Annotated in this window: 12 protein-coding genes; 5 read left to right on the top strand and 7 right to left on the bottom strand. The window is 57.2% G+C overall.

Going from position 1 to position 18,641, the window contains the following annotated elements; translation table 11 throughout:
* Positions 1-15: 15 nt before the first annotated feature.
* From AC1Q8Q_RS02825 to AC1Q8Q_RS02795, 7 genes are all read right to left on the bottom strand, one after another.
* Entirely contained in the window at positions 16-1,677 is a 1,662-nt protein-coding gene (locus tag AC1Q8Q_RS02825) for an ATP-binding protein (RefSeq protein ID WP_492614796.1), read from the bottom strand.
* Position 1,678: 1 nt separating this feature from the next.
* Positions 1,679-3,019 carry a restriction endonuclease subunit S gene (locus AC1Q8Q_RS02820; protein WP_492614795.1) on the bottom strand — a complete coding sequence of 447 codons (1,341 nt, stop codon included), beginning with the start codon at positions 3,017-3,019 and terminating at the stop codon, positions 1,679-1,681.
* A complete protein-coding gene (locus AC1Q8Q_RS02815; RefSeq protein WP_492614794.1) occupies positions 3,012-5,507 on the bottom strand; it encodes a type I restriction-modification system subunit M in 2,496 nt (831 codons plus the stop codon). Before AC1Q8Q_RS02815 ends, AC1Q8Q_RS02820 begins: the two co-directional genes overlap by 8 nt.
* Before the next feature lie 148 nt (positions 5,508-5,655).
* Positions 5,656-5,961: a hypothetical protein gene (locus tag AC1Q8Q_RS02810; protein ID WP_492614793.1), complete on the bottom strand. Its 306-nt coding sequence runs from the start codon at positions 5,959-5,961 to the stop codon at positions 5,656-5,658.
* Positions 5,958-6,938 carry an integrase domain-containing protein gene (locus tag AC1Q8Q_RS02805; protein WP_492614810.1) on the bottom strand — a complete coding sequence of 327 codons (981 nt, stop codon included), beginning with the start codon at positions 6,936-6,938 and terminating at the stop codon, positions 5,958-5,960. Before AC1Q8Q_RS02805 ends, AC1Q8Q_RS02810 begins: the two co-directional genes overlap by 4 nt.
* Complete coding sequence (locus AC1Q8Q_RS02800) at positions 6,916-7,275, bottom strand: hypothetical protein (protein ID WP_492614792.1); 360 nt, start codon at positions 7,273-7,275, stop codon at positions 6,916-6,918. Before AC1Q8Q_RS02800 ends, AC1Q8Q_RS02805 begins: the two co-directional genes overlap by 23 nt.
* A complete protein-coding gene (locus AC1Q8Q_RS02795; protein ID WP_492614791.1) occupies positions 7,259-8,659 on the bottom strand; it encodes a YfjI family protein in 1,401 nt (466 codons plus the stop codon). Before AC1Q8Q_RS02795 ends, AC1Q8Q_RS02800 begins: the two co-directional genes overlap by 17 nt.
* A 1,268-nt stretch (positions 8,660-9,927) precedes the next feature.
* Between AC1Q8Q_RS02795 and AC1Q8Q_RS02790 the strand changes: the two genes are divergently transcribed.
* From AC1Q8Q_RS02790 to AC1Q8Q_RS02770, 5 genes are all read left to right on the top strand, one after another.
* Positions 9,928-10,161 carry a hypothetical protein gene (locus tag AC1Q8Q_RS02790; RefSeq protein ID WP_492614790.1) on the top strand — a complete coding sequence of 78 codons (234 nt, stop codon included), beginning with the start codon at positions 9,928-9,930 and terminating at the stop codon, positions 10,159-10,161.
* 123 nt (positions 10,162-10,284) lie between these two features.
* Complete coding sequence (zorA, locus tag AC1Q8Q_RS02785) at positions 10,285-12,633, top strand: anti-phage ZorAB system protein ZorA (protein WP_492614809.1); 2,349 nt, start codon at positions 10,285-10,287, stop codon at positions 12,631-12,633.
* Positions 12,633-13,376 (top strand): OmpA/MotB family protein, encoded by a 744-nt coding sequence (locus tag AC1Q8Q_RS02780; protein ID WP_120125144.1) that lies wholly within the window; start codon positions 12,633-12,635, stop codon positions 13,374-13,376. Before zorA ends, AC1Q8Q_RS02780 begins: the two co-directional genes overlap by 1 nt.
* Positions 13,377-13,444: 68 nt before the next feature.
* Positions 13,445-15,535: an EH signature domain-containing protein gene (locus tag AC1Q8Q_RS02775; RefSeq protein WP_492614789.1), complete on the top strand. Its 2,091-nt coding sequence runs from the start codon at positions 13,445-13,447 to the stop codon at positions 15,533-15,535.
* 7 nt (positions 15,536-15,542) lie between these two features.
* Positions 15,543-18,572 (top strand): DEAD/DEAH box helicase, encoded by a 3,030-nt coding sequence (locus AC1Q8Q_RS02770; protein ID WP_492614788.1) that lies wholly within the window; start codon positions 15,543-15,545, stop codon positions 18,570-18,572.
* Positions 18,573-18,641: the final 69 nt, after the last annotated feature.

Here is an 18,641-nt window from a genome sequence, read left to right as displayed (position 1 = left end):
TCCGCACATTCCGGCTCACTCCAAGGTGCCAAGGGTGTAGGTTGCCCCACGATTCTTGCCGCTCTGCACAATGGCGCCTTTATCTTTCAGCTTTTTCAGCAGCTTGGCCGCTTGGTCAGTTGATATGCGACATAGCCCCATGACCTCGGCACGTTTGATTTGCCCATGTTGCTGTACATAGTTCAACACCATCTGCTCATGCTGAATCGGAGCGAAGCCTGCCTGGCGGGTATAGCCGGCCTTGTCGCCCACGGCCTGGTAAAGGCTGGCTGACAAGGTGTAGCTGCGCCCTCGGGTAGAACCGTGAGCCTCCACCAAGCCGGCTTCGGTCAGGGCTTCCAGGGTGCGTTTGGCACTGGCGGTGTCGCGCTGGATCTGTAAGGCCAGTTCGTCGGCCGTGACGCGCTTGGTCTCACGCAGGGCGGCCAGGGCGATCAAACTGTCGATGGGCAGCTCGGCGTTGGTGGCGCGCTCGTGCTCGACTACCAGGCGGCGGAAGTCAAGGTCGGCCTCTGCGGTGGGTAGGCGCAGCACCACGCTCTGGGCGGTTGTGTAACTGTAGTCCGGGGCCGGTCGGCCGAACTTGAGCATGCCGCGGAAAATCTTGTCCACACCTCGGCCGGATCGTTCGACCACGCCGACGCGCTTCATGGCGTCGGCCAGGGCTGGGTTGCGCGGGCGCGGTTCGGTCACCAGCAGGTTGGCCAGGGTCACGCCATCGACCAGGCCACCGGGGTTGCTGACCACCAGGGCATCGTCCTCCAGGCGCACATGCACCGCGCCTCTGCCGTGGTAATCGCGATGCACCAAGGCATTGGCTACGGCTTCACGGAAGGCACCGAGGTCGACCTTGGGCACTGGCACGCGGAACAGGCCGACCTGTAGTTCTTCCTCTGGGTTGTAGGGGCGGAAGTTGGTTTCCAGCCAGTCCAGTGCCTTGAGCAATGGGAAGCGGCGAAACTCGTTGAAGCGCACTGCCTGCTGGGCCAGCACCTGGAAAGCGAACTCATGGGTGGGCACCAGTTGGCGCAGGGAGGTTTCCCGGCCGATCAGTAGCAGGCCGGTAAGGGTCGGCACGCGCGTACCGTCCGGCTGGCGCGAAGTGAGCAGCAGTGCGCCGTCCAGGGCTTCGTCGTCCAATTCCAGCAGCACTCGGTCGCCGCCGTATTGCTGCACCGCCTGGCGCAGGCGTTCTCGCTCCAGCGGGTCGAGGTCCGCCAGGGTGGCGTCTGCCACCGGCTGGGCGGAGACATCGAGCAGGCCGAAGCTGCTTGCGCGGCTGCTGCGCTCATGGGGCAGCATGGCTACGCATTCGGGGGTGCCATCGTGCTTCAAGCGGCGACGCAGGTAGACGCCGCTGGTGGTGGCCACCTCGCCTTGGGCCTTGGGTACATGGATGCACGCCACAGTCAGGCCGTCCAGCTCGACCGCCTCGGCCCGTACGCTCAGTGGCGGTGAGGTGCGCGCCGCTACCATACCGGCCAGGCCTTCCAGCAGGCGATGCTCGGCGTGCAGGCCGGTGGGCGTGCCGTCGTCCTCGACGCCCAGCCATAGCTCGCCGCCTACTGCATTGGCTAGGCAAACCAGCGACTCGATCAGCTCGCGGTCGGGGAGCTTCTTCAGGTCGCTCTTGAACTCGACGGTGAGGGATTCGCGGGGTGGCAGGCGCTGTGGCATATCAGACTTCCGTATGTGCAGCAGCTTGTTGCATAGATTCCAGTAGCGGGGTGACGCGGACGCGGCCGGTAAGTAAGTCGCCCATCAGGCCGATCTTCTGCTGGCGCAACTTTTCCAGTGCCTCCTGCTCGACTGCTATTTTCTTATCGAATGTCGACAGGCGTTGGGTAATAAACAGCTGTTCAGCGACTGATGGGCAAGAAATCCCAAATGCTTTCAGCTGCGTCGAATTGATTGAGGCTAGATTTGTTGTCTGTTTCGATGCTTGGACAAAGTAAGTCTTTCCACGCACAGAGCTGGAGTAGGCTGCCAAGAATGCTGGCAACAGCTTTGAGTCATCACAGCGCACGCGGAAAACATGATTCTGGTGTAGGCAGGGGTCTATCTGACCCTCCCAGACGGCCCCACGACCAAGCTTGTCGAAGTCTCCACCCTCGTTCATCAGTACATCCCCTACTTTCAGTGCAAAGCGGTTCAGCTCTGAGGGCAGTATCGGAACAGTCTTGATTTCTCCCAGATCAAGGTAGCCATCTTGAACATTAGCCACTCGCAGGTACGGCAGCTCAATCGCGACAGGGTTGTTTAAAGTGCGACCAAGGGTTACACCGCTTGCGATATCTGCACAACGGCCCAGCGGGACCACCTCCCACTCCCGCGAAATCCAACCCAACGACGACTCCTTGTAGAGCTGGGGCGCTTCGCTCTGTGGTGGGCGCAGTTGGCCATTGGAGTCGATGCCTCGGGTCAGCAGGTCGTGCAGCAGGCCCTGCTTGACCGCCTTGAGCTTGTCGATCAACGCCTCGGTTTCGCGGATGGCAGTGTCGATAGTGTCGAGAACATCTGCAACCAGCACCTGCTCCTTAATTGTCGGCAGCGGAAATTGAAATTGCACAAACTTCGCTTCGCCTAGACCGGCTAAGGTGCTTCCGCTTTTCTGGTTTTCAATAAAATCGCGGAACGCTGCAGAGGTAAATATGTGGAATGCAAATCGCGCAGAGCAAATTTCAGGTTGAATTGGTCGCACAAGAAACAAATGCGAATTTAGTGACGTATCCCCTGGAAGCCAGTCGATTCGTGCAACCTTACCGATTGTCCCGTCCTTCGTGATAACCAAATCACCGACTTTGACCTGAATCTCCGGAGACTCATCGAACTTTCGTCTAGGGATGCGAAAGCAAGAGTTCCAGTCAACTCGTCCAGTGCCGTCAATATGCATCCCGGTAATGAGGTGGGGCCCATCCTCGCAGAAGTCCGAGCGCCGAAGATTTCGCCATCCGATACGGCCCTTCACGAAAAATACATCCCCCGTCCGACGTACGGGCCAATGGGGGAAGTTAGACATATCCCAACCCCTTTAAGAAGCCCTGCAACGCCACCGCTGCCGCATCGCGCCTCTGTTCGATCTCGTTTAGCGTTACCCGGTACTTGTCCCACCAGTTTTCGAAGGCGGTGACTATTTGTTTGCGCTGGGCGGCGATATAGCGCTCGACGATGGCCTGCATGTCGTTATGCAGAATTGTCAGCAGTAGCTCGGCGGCTTGTGACTCATCCAGCCCGTCGACGGCCTGATTCAGGTGGCTGGCGAAGTTTTCCTGCTGGGTTTTGAGCTGCTTCTTTACCTTGGTTAGCTCGGCCTTCCAGCTTTTGAGCTGTGCTTCATCGATGGGATTTTCCTCATCATCGGCATCAGCTGCATTGTCGGCCTCGTCAGCTTCGTCCCCCTTGGTTGGGATGGTAGCTTTGAGCTGGCTGTCCAGTTCGGTCTTTTTGGCTTCCAGCTCGGCCAGCCCGGCTACGAAATCGCCGAGTAGAAATTTCACCAGTTTGTGCTCCAACGGGCTTTGCTTGCTGGCCTTATCATCCAGGGCGGTGATGATGCTAGTGCGCCAGGCATCGATCACGCCTCGGTTACCGCGCGCCATCAAACCGAGAAAGTCATATTTGGTCTGGTACCAGAAGCCGGCGACGATGCCCCTTACCTGGAAGGGGTCGAGCAGTCCGATACGTTCCAGCGTCTGGCTAAAGCTGGCCAGCAGTTCTCCGCGCAGATGGACCAGCGCGAGGCTGTTATCGAGCTTCCCGGCCAGGGCGGTGATACGCGGGCTGTGTTCGTGCCACCAGCTCTCGAAAGCCTTACGCAGGGCGGCTTCCTTGGCTTGCAGGCCGGCATTGCCTTCGATGGCCGACTTGAGATCGGCACGGTGGGTTAGCTCGCCGCGAAAGTCGAAATATTGCGCATCGCGCGCCACGAACAGGTCGTGGGGGACGAGGCCGTGCGCGGCGAACATCGGCACTTTCGCCTCGATTTCGGCCTCGGGTACACCGCCAAACAGGTGCGCACGCACATCATGCGGCTCGGGAGGCGGCGCGTTATCCACGTAGCGGCGGATATTCAGGTTGTAACCGTTGTCGCGCAGGGTGGCGATATCCACTACATCGCTGAGGCGATCAATCCGGCGGAATTCGTCGAAGGCGGTGGTGATCTTCTCGATGTGCTCGGGCAGCAGGTAGTTCTGCGCACGGTCCTCGAAGTATTCGCGGTCGGCGTTAATGAACAGCACCTTGCCCTGGCGCTCGGCAGGCTTGGCACTGACACGGTTAGCGCCTTCCTGCTTTTGTTGGCGCAGGATGAGGATGCAGGCGGGAATGCCGGTGCCATAGAACAGGTTGGCCGGCAGGCCGATCACGGCTTCGAGTAGGTCGTTCTCGATAATGCCGGCGCGGATGCTGCGCTCCTCACCGCCCCGGAATAGCACGCCATGGGGGAGTACGGTAGCGATCATGCCCTCGTCGCGGGTCACCGCGAGCATGTGCTGGAGGAACATCAGGTCGGCCTTTTTCGAGCCCAGCGGCACCTCGCCGAAGCAGAAGCGCTGCTCGCGGAATGTTGGGTTCCAGGCCAGACTGCCATCCGGACTTTTCTCGGTGTGGCCCCAGTTGATGGAGAACGGCGGGTTGGTGAGGATACGGTCGAAGCGGCGCAGTTCGCCGCCCTCGATATGCCGGGGGTCGGCCAGGGTATCTTCGTTCTCCAGCCAGGCGCTGCTGATGCCGTGCAGCAGCATGTTCATCTGCGCGATGGACCAGACGGTACCGTTGAACTCCTGGCCGAACAGGTTGGCCTTGCGGCCATCCTCGCCGTGCTCGTCGATATATTCCTTGGCCGCAATCAACATGCCGCCCGAGCCGCAGCAGGGGTCGTAGACGTCGTGTGCAAGAGTCGGCTTGAGCAGGTGAACCATCAGCCGTACAACCGAGCGCGGCGTATAGAACTCGCCGCCTTTCTTGCCGGCGGAGTCAGCGAATTCGGCGATCAGGTACTCGTAGGCGGCACCCAGCAGGTCGGGGAATTCGAAATCGCTGTTACGCAGGCGCACTTCACCGAAGTGGGTGATGAGTTGGCGCAGCTTCTGATCGGGAATCTTGCTCTGGCCGACCTTGCGGGTGAAGTCGATGTGCTCCAGCACCCCTTCCAAGGAGACGTTATCTTCCTCGATGCCGCCTAGCGCCTTGTTAAGTAGATTGCCGACGTTGATGTGCGCTTCGTTGAGCAAATACCTGAAGCGCGAATGGCTGGGCACCCAGAAATTGCCATCGCGCTTGTACCAGCGCGGATTCTCCGCCGTGACAAAGGCCTCGGCTTTGCTCTTTCCGGCCTTTATTTCATTGGCAACGACCTGCTCATAGCGCTCTTCGAAAACGTCGGAGCAGCGCTTGAGGAACAGCATGCCAAAAATGTATTCCTTGAACTCCGAGGCATCCATCTTGCCGCGCAGAATATCGGCAGCCTTGAACAGATGGCGTTCCAGTTGTTGCAGCGTGAGGGGCATTGCGGAATCTCTTGTGGGCACTCAGGGAGCGGATGCCGATCCTGATTGTATTAAATGCCGGGGATTGTATCTCAATCCAAGCTCGGCACTGAGCAGTCTCGGTTGCATGGGGGCAGGGAAATACCAATCTCTCTCTAACGTCATCCCGCTAATGAGCGGTGTTGCGACACACGGCAGGGGCGATCACCAAGTCTCGGTCCTTCCCTAATCGCTTCCAGACCAATGAAGCCGTGAGTAGGTAGTAATACCGGGTGGCGTCGGAATGGTCTTTCAGATACTGGATGAGAAACCAGCGCACATGCTTGAGTTGCCAAGTCCAAGGATTATCACGTTGCCAGCGCTCTTGAATGGCCGCGTGCATGACTCGAGCTTGCCGTAGGTGACGAAGCTGCGTGACCTTCGAGCCAGTAAGTACGCCGCTCAGGAACAGCGCCATATCGAAGGGTTTGGTCACGCTCGACCTCCAATGTAGGTCGAAACGACATCGATCCGGTTATGCCCGAGCTCAAGGCTGATTTGTAGGCGCGCCTGTCGATCCAGGTCGGGGTGAATGCGATAGCAGTGGCCACCATGGACCGGTGCAGCGTGGCTGGTGAGTTGTTCGTAACGCTCGCAGGCGTAAGCTGCTCGCAGTTCATGAAAACCCTTCAGCTCCTGTTTATGCAGCGTTACGCGGGAGGGGAGTACGGTATGTTGCAGGAACACGGCGTAGCTTTCGTTTCGGGCCAGCAAGTTGCGGCTGCCGGTCGGTGCCGCATGACGAGCAAACTGCAGCGCCGCCTTCACCGCTTCATTGGCTATGACCCATCGCGGTGCTGATGCCCCCGAGCGGCCCCCTTTGGTACCGTCCTGGATGTTGATACGGCCCAAATGTTCGGCTTCGCGTTGCAGTCGCGGCAGGTTAGCCAGGATCGCTTCGCGCAGGCGCATACCGGTTGTTCGGGCCAACAGAACAATAGCGGCTACCCGCTCGTATTGCTGTTCGCCGAGCGCCTCGAGTACTCGCTGCACCTGTTGGTGGTCTTGGCCATCCGGCGCACGGGTGCGTACGTTCGAGCGCTGTTGTCCCAACGCCTGGCTCGGGCTGGCGATCCCTACGTCCAGATCACCGCGCAGCGCCGCGAGTGTACGGTTGACGCTGCTCAGACGGTTCTGTGCGGTGGCGATGCAGAGTTCACCTTGCTGGATCTGCTGGCGCAGGTAAGCGGCGTAGTCTTCCAGCGTCTGCCTATCAATCTGGCGCGCATCGTTGAAACCGGGGCCGTCCTCTGACCGACACCAACGCACAAACGCTTGCCAGCGATCGCTATGCGCTCTGACCGTGGCGAAGTGGCCACCGGCAAACAGATCCTTGAGCGCTTGTGGGCCGGCGTAGCTCAGCTGGCGGCCATAGCCAAAGTTGCGACCATCACGCCGACCGACCAGTGCCATCGTCATCACCGTTTTCGTATGTTTGCAGAAAGAGCAGCAGGGCTTTCCAGTGGGGGCTGAGCCTGTCCACCTGCTGCCAGTGTGTCGGGCGGATCAGGAGGGCGTTCTCCTGGTGTTGCAGCAGTGCCCCTTCCTCACGCAGTTGCTCGATCAGCAGTGCGATGTCGGCGGGGGCAAGAGCTGGTGTGGCGACTGTGGCGACGCCGGCGACAACCTGCGTCATTCCTGGGCTAGCGCGTGGCGACAAGCTGGTGACAGAAGCTGCGACACGCCGTGTTTCTGATTGCGATTGATTTTGCGCCTGGTAGCAGCGCACCGCGTCATTGAGGCGAAACATGGCGGACCTCGAAAGTTTTGGCATCGCGACTGTTCAGCCAGTTATGCGTGATCAGCTCGACGAGCAGTGTGGCGGTGTGATGGCTACTCTTGCGGGCAAAGCGAGGGCCATTGCGATTGAGATCGCGGATGGTGAATTGGGTCCAGCCTTTTTGCGTCAGCCAGCGCAGCAGTCGATCCGCTTCCTCACGTAAAGTGTTGATTGGCTCTTGTTCGGTCAGGCGTTGGATCTCCGCCAGGTAGTAATCCATCAGTGTTGAGGCGCGTTGAATATGAGCCTCACTCACTACATTCGCATCTTCAATTACCGCGAGCACACCGGCGATGCGCAGCACATTCGCCGCCGCTTTTCCTGCGACGGATTGGACGCCCGCCAGCTCACCGAACTCGCCAGACTGGCATTCGATGGTGTCATGAATATCAATCCAGGCAGTGCGAGCGCTGGGCGTCAGTTCCAGCCTGGCGGGGTTAAGTGAACCGTCTTTGTGCAGCGACAATGGCTTGTCCAGCAGGGCGATGATGCGCGTTTGGTAGCGCTGGACCTTGGTATCTCGCGTCAGGTCGACTGCCTTGTACAAGCGCCGGCCGACCAGACGTTCGGGCCAACTGATCAGGCAGCGGCCCAAGATGCCTTGACCATTGATCACCGGGTCTTTGAGTAGCTGGTTGGCCAAGTAAGGCTGTAGCATCAAATGCAGGCTGAGACGGCGATCATAGGCACGCAGGCTTTCTCCGGCCATGGAGCGCGCCCTGTCGATGGGGCTGCCATCCCACAGTGTCGACAAGGTGGTGATCGCCTTGAGCAAGTTCTCTTTGCTCATGGTGCTGCTGCCCAAGAATTGGCCACCTTCATCATTGAACAAGCCCATGCTGGGCAAGCCATGGCATAAGCTTTTGATCAGGGCCTCAATGGTGGGTTCGCCGATGATCAGCCTCGGCGGGACTGGCTCAGATAGTTCGCTGCCTTCCGCCTCCGCTTGTTTCTTTGAGGTTTTGGGTTTGGCCATGATGCTGGTAGCGGCGCGATAAGCTTTGAGCTTTTCCGCATACAGGGCCCACTGCTGTCGTTCCCAGTCGCGCGCCGTCTTTAGTGCCAGATGATCCACCGCGCTTTTGCGATCACCCGAGGACGCCACTGTCAGCAGGTAAAGGGACAGCGGATAGGTTCGGCCGTCGAGTTGGACATTGGCATGACCCTGGCTCACCAGAGCAGCGCTGGCCAGCACCGATTGTGCAGCCATGGCGCGGGGCACGCCGATCACCTCGGCCAGTCGTTCGACCGCAGGGGCCAACAGTTTCCCGAGTGCTTCAACCGGGTAGGGCAGTGGTGCCTGCTGGTATTCCAGCAAGGGTTGTGGCGGCTCGAACGCTTCGCGCAGTTGCATCGCTATTCTCCTGAGATGATCAACTTTGTCCTCACTCATCCCGCCACGGTTGTTGAGTGTTATCAGGGATCAAGGCCCCTGCGACCTGTGAGGTTTGTCCACTAGCGCGGGACTGACGGCTCCTTACGGCCGGGAGCTTGGGCATCTCATGATCTGGCCTCCTGAACACCGATACCGGTGGGCGGGTGGAGGCTGCACTGGCTGACGAGACCAGTGCCGCGAGATCCTGAGTCGGGTAAAAGCAGCGATGTGATGACCGGGGCATGCCTGACTGTCAGTCAGGTGCAGTCCATTCCTTGGTCTGCAGCACCATCATCTGCAGCGCTGTTGCTGGTGACAGCGGCGTTTGTCACGCCGATTGTCACGAGGGGGAGAGCTGCAAAGGCCCGTGCGAGCAGAGCTGCAGCAGTGTGAGATGCGCCCGTCTCTTTTCTGGAGAAAGAGACGGGCGAAGGGTTGGCGCAAAAAGTTGGCCGGGCAGGCTCGTTGCTGCGGGGCTTGAGGGTTAGCGGGTTGCCGCACTAGGCGGATCGTTAAGTAGGCGTCCATCACTCTGGCGAATGACTGTGCGAGCCTCCGGGCGCGAATCGCACTTAGGGATGAACCACCGTGATAGCGGCATGACCTTGAAGGTTCTGGCCATCTTAGGTGCTGCCGATGGCAGCGCTTTGAAGCTTTGTTTTATCGGTCGCAGGGGTATGGGTCAATCGGGGGAGAGCGTCTGGAAATTTGCCAGGCACATGGTCTGGCCTGCTTTGGAGATCGGTGGCAGTCATTAGCAAAGTGGCCGTTTGTCGCTTTTATAGTGTTAGCCCCTGAGCATGGGGATGCGAAGCCTCCCCATGCTCAGGGACTTAGCCGGAGAGGCTAAGAGCAGGGAGGCGTTGGCGACTGTCGCCATCTGCTCCGACGGCAATGATGTAGACGCCACGCGGTCTGTCGCCCGTGTCGCCGTTGTCGCCACCCTAACGGATCGGCATGCATTGGGTTGTGACGCTCGGGAGTCGTCATCAAGGGCGAGATGGCTGGGAAATGGCAATTCACGATTGGGTTCAATATTCGTCGGGACAGTCTTCTGCTCAAATAGTTCCATTTCAACGGTCGTCGACCTTTACGCACGAAAATCTGGTGGTTATTGTGATCGCAGTCACACACTAGCGGCCTGTATGAACTCGTGACCGAATGCGCGTTCCCAGCCGTTTTTCAGCTTCTCGCTGCCCCTGAACGCTCGTATGGGCTGGCTCGGCCGCGTCCCCTAGGAATTCAGCATGGACAAGAAGTCGCTCTCGGTACGAGACATCTTCAGCAAATTTACCTCACCGGCTATCGCCAATAGGAGATGGGGCCTGCGCAAGCCGGTGCGAGAGAAAAACGGCTTGATCAAGGGCGCTATCGTCGTGCGCGGTAAGTCGCATCTGAATTTTTTGTGGGAGGCGACGTTGAGCAATTCAACATCTCCCTTGCTAAATAACACCTTGTTGTCGCCAAGGTTGATCAACTAACGCCACTCTGCAACTAACCCTGCGCCCGCCTCAACCAAACATCGTCAGAAGTGTGAGCCTCTGACCAATGTGTTGGTGGAAAAGGCTGCTTACTTACTGCTTACGCTGATCCTCTGGACCGATATCATGGAATTCTTGAATCACCTGTTGCCCAACTTTTCCTTGCTGAAGAGCGGTAGTACCGAGGCCCTAGGTGTCGTGTTCTGGTTGATCATGGCGGCACTTTTCACCTATTCGGTCATCTCTTTGATTCGCAGCGGGCTGAGCTTTAGGGCGCGCATGCGTGCGCTGAACACCCTTGTCGCTGGACAGAGTCGTGAAAACCTGGCCCTGAATCGTCGAGAGACCTTGCAGAAAGCGCTTGGGCTCAAGGTCAAGCGAGTCGGTGTACTGTGGCACGAGTTTGACGACAGCCTGGTTAGCTCTAGTGATCACAAACAGTTGTTCAACACTCTCGATGCTGAGCATTTCTTCAATGCGCGCACTCTGGCTCCGGGCCTGAGCGGAAGTCGGTTTTTCGGTTCGCTGCCTGGTTTATTGGTCGGTTTGGGCGTGCTGGCCACGTTTGTGGGCCTGACCATCGGCCTGTCTAAGCTGAAGTTAGACAGCAGCGGAGGAGTAGATCAGTTACGGGCAGGAATCTCCGTGATGATCCAGGGCGCAGCTGTTGCTTTCATGGCATCGGTATGGGGCGTTGGGTTTAGCCTAGTGCTGAACTTGATCGAGAAGATTACCGAGCGCTGGGCGTTAGGTCGGATACATGATCTTCAGCACCAGATCGACGCGCTGTATCCACTGATTCCTGCCGAGCAGTCGCTGGTACATATCGCGGATTACAGTCGCGAAAGCAAGGAAGCCCTTCAGGAATTGCACGAACGTATCGGTGATCGCCTGCAGGAAAGCCTTGTAGGTATGAGTGAGGCGATGCAGACGGCACTCACCGATGCGTTGAACAACATAATGGCACCTGCCATTCAGACGCTCGTCAGCACTACCAGTCAGCAATCCACCCAAGTGCTTGAACAGTTGGTAAGCAACTTCACACAAGGACTGACCTCGGCTGGGCGTGAGCAGGGCAATCTGATGCAGCAGGCTGCTGCGGATGTGAACACCGCCGTGGGTAGCATGACGCAGCAACTCAACCAGCTGTTCCAGAGTTTGAGCGACCAGCAGGGACGCCAACAAGAAGTTGTCCGTCAGCAAAACGGAGAGTTTCAGGACCAGCTGAAGCAACTATCCAATTCAGCTGATCAGCGCCAGCAGCAATTGGAGACGCGTTTCAATGAGCTGATGAGCGGGTTGACGGGGCAACTGGACATACAACTCAGCTCCGTCGAAAGACGGGATGAGGAGCGCCAATTGTTGTTCGAACGCACTCTGGCCGAGGCCAGTGCGAGCCAGTCCGCGTTGCTTGAGAAGTCCGCCAGCGCCAGCCGTGAGCAGCTGAAGGCCATGACCGAGGCCGGCAATGAGCAACACAGGAGCCTGGAGACAGTTTTCTCGCGATTGATGATGACGATGAACTCCCAGCTGGATTCGCAGATGGGCGCTGCAGAAACACGTGAGCAAGAGCGTGCCCAGCGTCACGAGCATCAACAGGCCGCTTCACTGGCCCAACAGCAGCAATTGATTGGTAGCCTAGGGCAAACCAGCCAGCAGCAAATCAACGCTATAGCTGAGACCGCTTCTGCTCAGCAGCAGGCATTGGAAGTCACAGTCGGTAAGTTGCTGGGCAACTTCAGTGAGCAGATGGCAGGCCATGGGCAGCAAGCGGAACATCGCGAACAATCGCGTCAGCAGCGTTTTACCGAGCAGTTGGAAAACATGGCGCTGCAACAACAGGCGCTTCTTGAGGGTATAGCCACGGCCGTTCAGGCGACGCAGCAGCAGAGCAGGCAGATGACTGAACAACATCTGCAACTGATGGGCCGCCTACAGCAAGCCAGTGAAGCTGCCGCTACCAGCAGTCGGCATATGGATAGTAGTGCCAACCAGCTCGGCCTGCTTTCGACCAATGTTCGCCAAGCGGCTGAATTGCTCGGCCAGCGCTTGGAGAGCGTGACGCATCGTATCGAGTCTGCGGGTGAGCAGAACGCTCAGCTGGCTGGCCACTTACAGAGCCAGGCCGCTGCGTTGGCACAACTTCAAGGCGCCCTGCTGGAAAGTGCACAGCGCTTCGAACAGGCCGCCACCGAGGCGCGAAACGGATTTGGTGAGATGGGGAGCCATCAGCAGGAATTCCTCGCGGGTGTGCGTGGCGAGTTCACGGCCCTAGGGGAGGTGCTGCGTAGCCAGGTACAAGGCATAGAGCAGCAAGCAGAACAATGGTTGCGCAATTATTCCAGCGAGGTGCGTGATCAGGTGCATGAGCGCATGGACCAGTGGAACAAAGAGACTATGAGCTTTGCCAACCAGATGCATGCCGTAGTGAAGGTGATTAACGACGTGGTCGATGAGCTGGAGGCCCGCTGATGCGCTGGCGTAAATCTAATGACGTTCCAATGGAGGATGAAGATCCGTACTGGAAGTCCTTCGTAGATATCATGTCGGCCCTTCTAGTGCTATTTATCCTCGCTTCGGTTGTTCTGATTCTTCAGTTGATGGAGAAAAGCGCGGACTTCGATCAGCAGGTCGAGCAACTGAAAAAGGCAGAAACGGTTCGGCAACAGATTCTCGATGAAGCAGTCGAAAAGCTGCGACAGCGGGGCATCAAGGTAGAGGTTAGTGAAAACCATACGGTGTTGCGTATTCCCAACGAATTACTTGGTTTCGATACTGGCGCTTACGAGATCCAGCCGCGTTATCAACAAACGGCACTGGAGATTGGTGAGGTCATCAATCAGGTGGTTAGCCAGGATGACCGCATCAACTATCTCGACACCATTTTTATCGAAGGCCATACGGACAACCGTCCGTTTCCTGGCTTCATGGGGAAAGGTAACTGGGGGCTTTCGACGTTTCGCGCAATCTCGCTTTGGCAATTCTGGAGCACTGAGATACCTGAGGCTGAGCGCCTGAACCGGCTGAGTAACCAGGATGGCGAACCACTGTTTTCAGTTAGCGGTTATGCAGAGACTCGACCCGTGAGCAAGCAGCAACGAGGTGAAGAGGATTATCGGCTTAACCGCCGCATTGACATCCGCTTCACTATCCGTCGGCCGCAGAGTGCTGATTATGAGGCAGTCAAGACCTTGCTTGGGAATTCCGGCCAGTGAAGCTGCCGCCGATAGACAACCGCCCCGGTGAATGGCCGCCTACAGTCATTGAGGGTTGGGTACGGCTAGTGGAAAAGGCCAATCGGATGAAGGCCAAGGTGGGGGGGAGTAGTGCGTTCGAACGAATGCTCGCTCGATTTCGCGACATGGCTGGCAGCGGGCGTTTCGACGGACTTAAAGAGTTGCTGACGCGTCGACTTGGCGCGAGGGCGCTGACTTGGCTCTGGTTGCATGACGAAGTTGTAGGTTTCCGACTGTTCAATGCGCGAATGCTCGATGTGCTGATTGAGCACCAGAAGCCTCGACTTAGCCGACTGACGTTAATCCAGCTGATCCAGCTGTACTTCCGCCATTTCGATCATTTGGACGAGCGCGAAAAACAGGCAGAAAGCAGCTTACGTGGTCGATTGGAACTTCATTTGTTGGACCAGCTAAAGCGAATGCCTGCGCCACGCCAGGCATTCGGTAGTGATTCACTCGTAACCCTTAGACGGGAAGGTGAGTGGCTACTGACGCTTGATGGCCCACTGATTTTGGTGAAGTCAGTCCGCAGTAAGGGGGAGGAGCTGGGCCAGACCTTTGAAACCCTTGGTCTAAGTGGCTTCGATGTCGGGCGTTATGGCGATATTTGTCGCGCGCACTACTATCTCGAAGTACTACGCCAGCTGCACCCTGGAGAATGGGATGACGTGCTTGATGAGTTGCTCAAACCTTCGGTGAGCAAGGCTCCTTATGAGGGCGACAAACGAATAGGTCATGCCGCCCTGGAGATAATGATCGACCGAGCGGGGGACGATCCCGGTGACGCTTGGCAGAACTTCTTCCTCACTCTCGCCGGCGACCCGCGAATTGCCAGTTCAGCGCAGAACTTCCGTGAATGGTGGAAGCCATTAGGCGAGGAGCGCATTGCCAAGGTCTGTGGCTGGCTCTCCAAAGAGGACTTGCGGCTGTTCCTGCAGGCAGTCGAACAGTATGGCTTGGAATCGGGAAAGGAAGATCTCAAGCGAATGTTCCCGGCGCGCAAATTGTTTTTGGAGGGTTTGTTCAGGCTCGGATTGATCCGGCACACGAGGCTGATGCTCGGTCGCAGTGCCAAGCATTCCGTAAAGCGTATTCTCGGGGGCGAGGTAAAAACCAGCTTCGCGAGCATGGACTCAATCATGAACGACAAGGCTGTGATCTATCTGGACTGCGGCGATTTCCATCTGGTCGAGGGGTCACACAGCTTCAAGATCTGGGTGTATCTCGGCCAGCCTGGGCACTGGATCAAGTCTTACGAACGCAATCAGTTTTCGCATTACGATTTGACCACGTCGTTGCCGGGGCAGTACAAGGCGGCCTACCCGACTCTTCCCTACGAGGCGGTAACCCACAATGGCTCCTGGCAACGCAAGGTATTCGACTTCCTGGCGGAAAACGGTATTTCAGTGGATATCGAGAAACTGCTGAGCCGATCTGAGTACAAGGCATATCTGAGCAAGTACGGCATGCCGGTTGTGGGTTGGAAGAAAGCGCGAGTTGAGCCCCTGGCGCAACAAGGCACAACGCCTGATTTAGCCCTAGCCACCAAGCCATCAACGATTGCGTCTGTGGTGGAGCAGCGTGTGGTTATGCCACGTGTAATGACGGAAGACGCTCACGCTTCGGGGGTGCCTGGTACCGTCGACAAGGAGCTGACCGATAATCAGCTGTCCATTTTGACTTATCTGGCCGATCATCCAGGAAGTTTGATGGGAGATATCCGCCGGGCTTTAAAGGGAGATGAGGCGCTCTTTTATGAGATTCAGGACAGCCTCCGCGGAAGCCTTTCAACGTACGTACAGCAAAATGGTGCCTTCCAATGGTCATTGTCCGACAAGGGCAATGCATTGCTGCGTAAAACCGCTTTAGCATCGGTAGCGGCGAAAGTAGTTCGGTCACCTGTAGCCATTGACTTAGGGCGACTTGGAGTATTTGAGTTACAGGTGCTCTGGTATTTCAAAGAGAACCCGGGGGACAAGGTTCGACACGCGGCAAATGTGCTGGGGGTCGATGCACGTGAAATTAATCGGGTGCTCAATGGGCCCTTAAAGAGTGCGTGCGAGCAAGGCAGCGGCTTCTGCTGGTCGGTAAAAAAAGAAGTTTCTTTGGCATTGGATCGCCAGCCGGCGGGGAAGTGAGATGATCATGGGACTAGCTGACATCTTCAAAAGCTTGCTGGGGGAAGGGGGGGTAACGCTAAGTAACCAGCAGGGCTTCTCCCACGCGGCGGACTCGGATGGTGTGAATTTCTATCTGGACAAGACAGCGTATACAGCGTTGTTGGAGGGAAAGGGTAATTCCTTGCAGAAGGTCCAGATGGTCGTTCTGCGCATGATGCAGGAGCAGGGCATAGCTGAGCCCCTGGCCAATGGATTCCATCTTGCTGCCGAGGACGTTGCAGGCACGGATGAAGAGCAGGCGGAAATTCTTCGGCTGCCGCGACGCTTCAACATGACCTTCGCCAGTAAGATCGGTGGTAGAACGGGGAATAGCGGTTTCCGCATTGATCTGGCGGTTCTATCCGAGTCCGTTGAAGTACCTTTCACTCGCAAGGGGCCACTGCTTTTTCTCACTTCAACAGAGTCCTATCGACTGACCCCGGCCGAGTTGATGGGTTTGATGGCTTGGGAACGCCACCAGAATTTGCTACCCGAGCAACGAGGGGAGGCAGCCAATCTGCGTATGATGGCCGAGCTGCAGACTGCGGCTCGTAGTGGTATGCGTATCGACCTCAGCCATTTCGACAGGCTGGATGTGGTGGTGCCTGAAAATATCGGTGTCATTGCAACTCGATTGCCCGATGGCAGCCTAATGCTCAGCCCCAGCTTGGGAGATGGCTCTACGCCGGACCAATTAGAGAAACGCTGGTCGCAATTGGATATAGGGGCCGATGGCGGCGTTTTGCGAATCGACAATCGCGTGGTGCTTCTCGAGCCGCAGAAAATGGCGGCGATCAAGGAGGTGCTGAGTAACAAGCGTATTCCTGCTGACAAAGTGGCCGAGTTCATCGCTACTCCCAGTGCTTTCCTGGATGCGGCCCTGGTCAATCTCGATCTTGGTTTCTCAATTCGTGTCACCGGAATCGGCAAGCTCCAGCACATGGAGTTTGGTGACCTGGACAATCGGAAGAATGACTGGTTCGCGCTTGACTCACGGCCGGCGCCCGCAGAGATCATTCCGACCCTGGTGCAATCCGAAGAGGACTTGGTACGCTTCACCGAAGTCTACAAGGCTGCCAAGGAGCAGGGCGCAGACAGCATGATTTTCGCCGGAGAAGTCATTGATATCTCCGACCATGTTCGAATCGATGAGCAGCTGAAGAAAGTCGAGAGGTCCTTGGTAGACCCGGAAACCGACTTGCCTTCTGATGAGGAGCCATCGGTGGGTCCGAAGGAGCGAGTCAGCGTACTGCTGCACGATGCCGACGAGATCAACAGTGCTTTGCTGTGTAAGGCAAGTGAGGCCAAACCAGCGCATGAGCCTAATTGGGGAGCCTATGCTCGCCAGCCGTTCCCGCACCAGCGGGAGGGTGTCGAATGGATGCTTGGGCTGCTGGAGTCGGCAGTTCAGGATGATCATGGTGATCTATACCGGCTTCAGGGTGGACTGCTGGCCGACGACATGGGCCTTGGCAAAACTTACATGTCATTGGTGACGGTGGGTGAATACCTTGCCCGTCAGAAAGTTACGGAACGTGCGCAGAAGCCAGTTCTGGTCGTGGCACCCTTAAGCCTCCTGGAGAATTGGGAGGATGAGGTCAATCAGACTTTCAAGGGCATCCCTTTCCGGGACATCGTGGTACTACAGTCGGGAAGGGATCTGAGTCGCTTCAAGGTCAAGGGGGCTGAGCGGGAGTCGGCACAGCTGGCTTCTCTGATTGATGAGGATGGAGTGATGGCTGACGATGCCATTCGTTACGCTCTTTCCATCGGCCCGGAGGCTGGGGTACATCGCCTGGACATGGATCGCCGCCTTGTACTGACCACTTATCAGACACTCAGGGATTACCAGTTTTCACTGTGCAGGATTGACTGGGGCTTGGTGATCTTCGACGAAGCGCAGAACATCAAGAATCCCAATGCTGCGCAGACGCGAGCGGCAAAAGGACTGAAGGCGGATTTCAAGCTGCTGGCAACTGGCACACCGGTCGAGAACAGCCTGGGGGATTTCTGGTGCCTGATGGACACCGCGCAGCCAGGCATTCTCGGAGGATGGGGCCAGTTCCGCGATAGCTGGATCAAACCAATCCTGTCCGCAGCAGAGGATGAAAAGGATGAGATAAGGCGGAAGTTCGGCGCGGGGCTACGCGAGGCCGTCGGCAGGTTTATGCTCCGTCGCATCAAGGAAGATCAACTGAAGGGGCTTCCCAGCAAGACCATCCATAGCGGTGTGGAGCAGCCGAAGGGCGGCCAGCAGCTACATGCGGCACATCTTTCCGTTTGTATGAAGGGTGCCCAGCTACAGGCGTACGATGCAGTACTAAATGATTTTCGTGCTCGACGTGCGACCGAGGACATGCGAGGTACTGCACTGGCGGCATTGGCCCAGTTGCGTGAGATCTCGCTCCATCCGTGTCTTCGCGAAGAAACAAAACTGATGGCCAGCAATGCCAGCGAGGCGCGCGCAAACATGGCGCAGTCGGGGAAGTTGGCAGTGCTGCTGGAGTTACTTGATCGTATCCGGCAGAACGAAGAGAAGGTCATTTTGTTCATGGTCACCAAGCGGCTTCAGAGAATCCTGAAGCTTTGGTTGGACCAGATCTATGGACTGGATGTGGCTGTTATCAATGGTGACACGGCAGCAGTTGCAAAGAAATCTGACGAGTTGACTCGCAAGAAACTGATCACTGTTTTCGAATCGAAGCCTGGTTTCAACGTGATGATCATGTCACCAGTAGCTGCAGGGGTTGGATTGACAGTGGTTGGTGCCAACCACGTTGTGCACTTGGAGCGCCACTGGAACCCTGCAAAGGAAGCGCAGGCATCTGACCGAGTCTATCGAATTGGTCAGAAGAAAGACGTGCACATTCATCTTCCTGCTGTACTACACCCGCAATTTGATTCGTTCGATGTTCATTTGGATCGCCTACTTCGAGGCAAGCTGATGCTAAAGGATGCGGTCGTGACGCCTGAAGCGGTTAGCGAGAGTGAGATGATTCAATCCATGGGGCTCTAGCTGACTCTACACAAAGGTAATCAGGAACTGCTGTTAACCAATCTCGCCGAGTAGCGACGCAGTCCAAGT

It is taken from the genome of Pseudomonas sp. GW823-FHT06B06 (genome assembly GCF_058795195.1).
The sequence above is the reverse complement of the archived record's forward strand: the minus strand, read 5'-3'. Positions and strand labels throughout refer to the sequence as shown.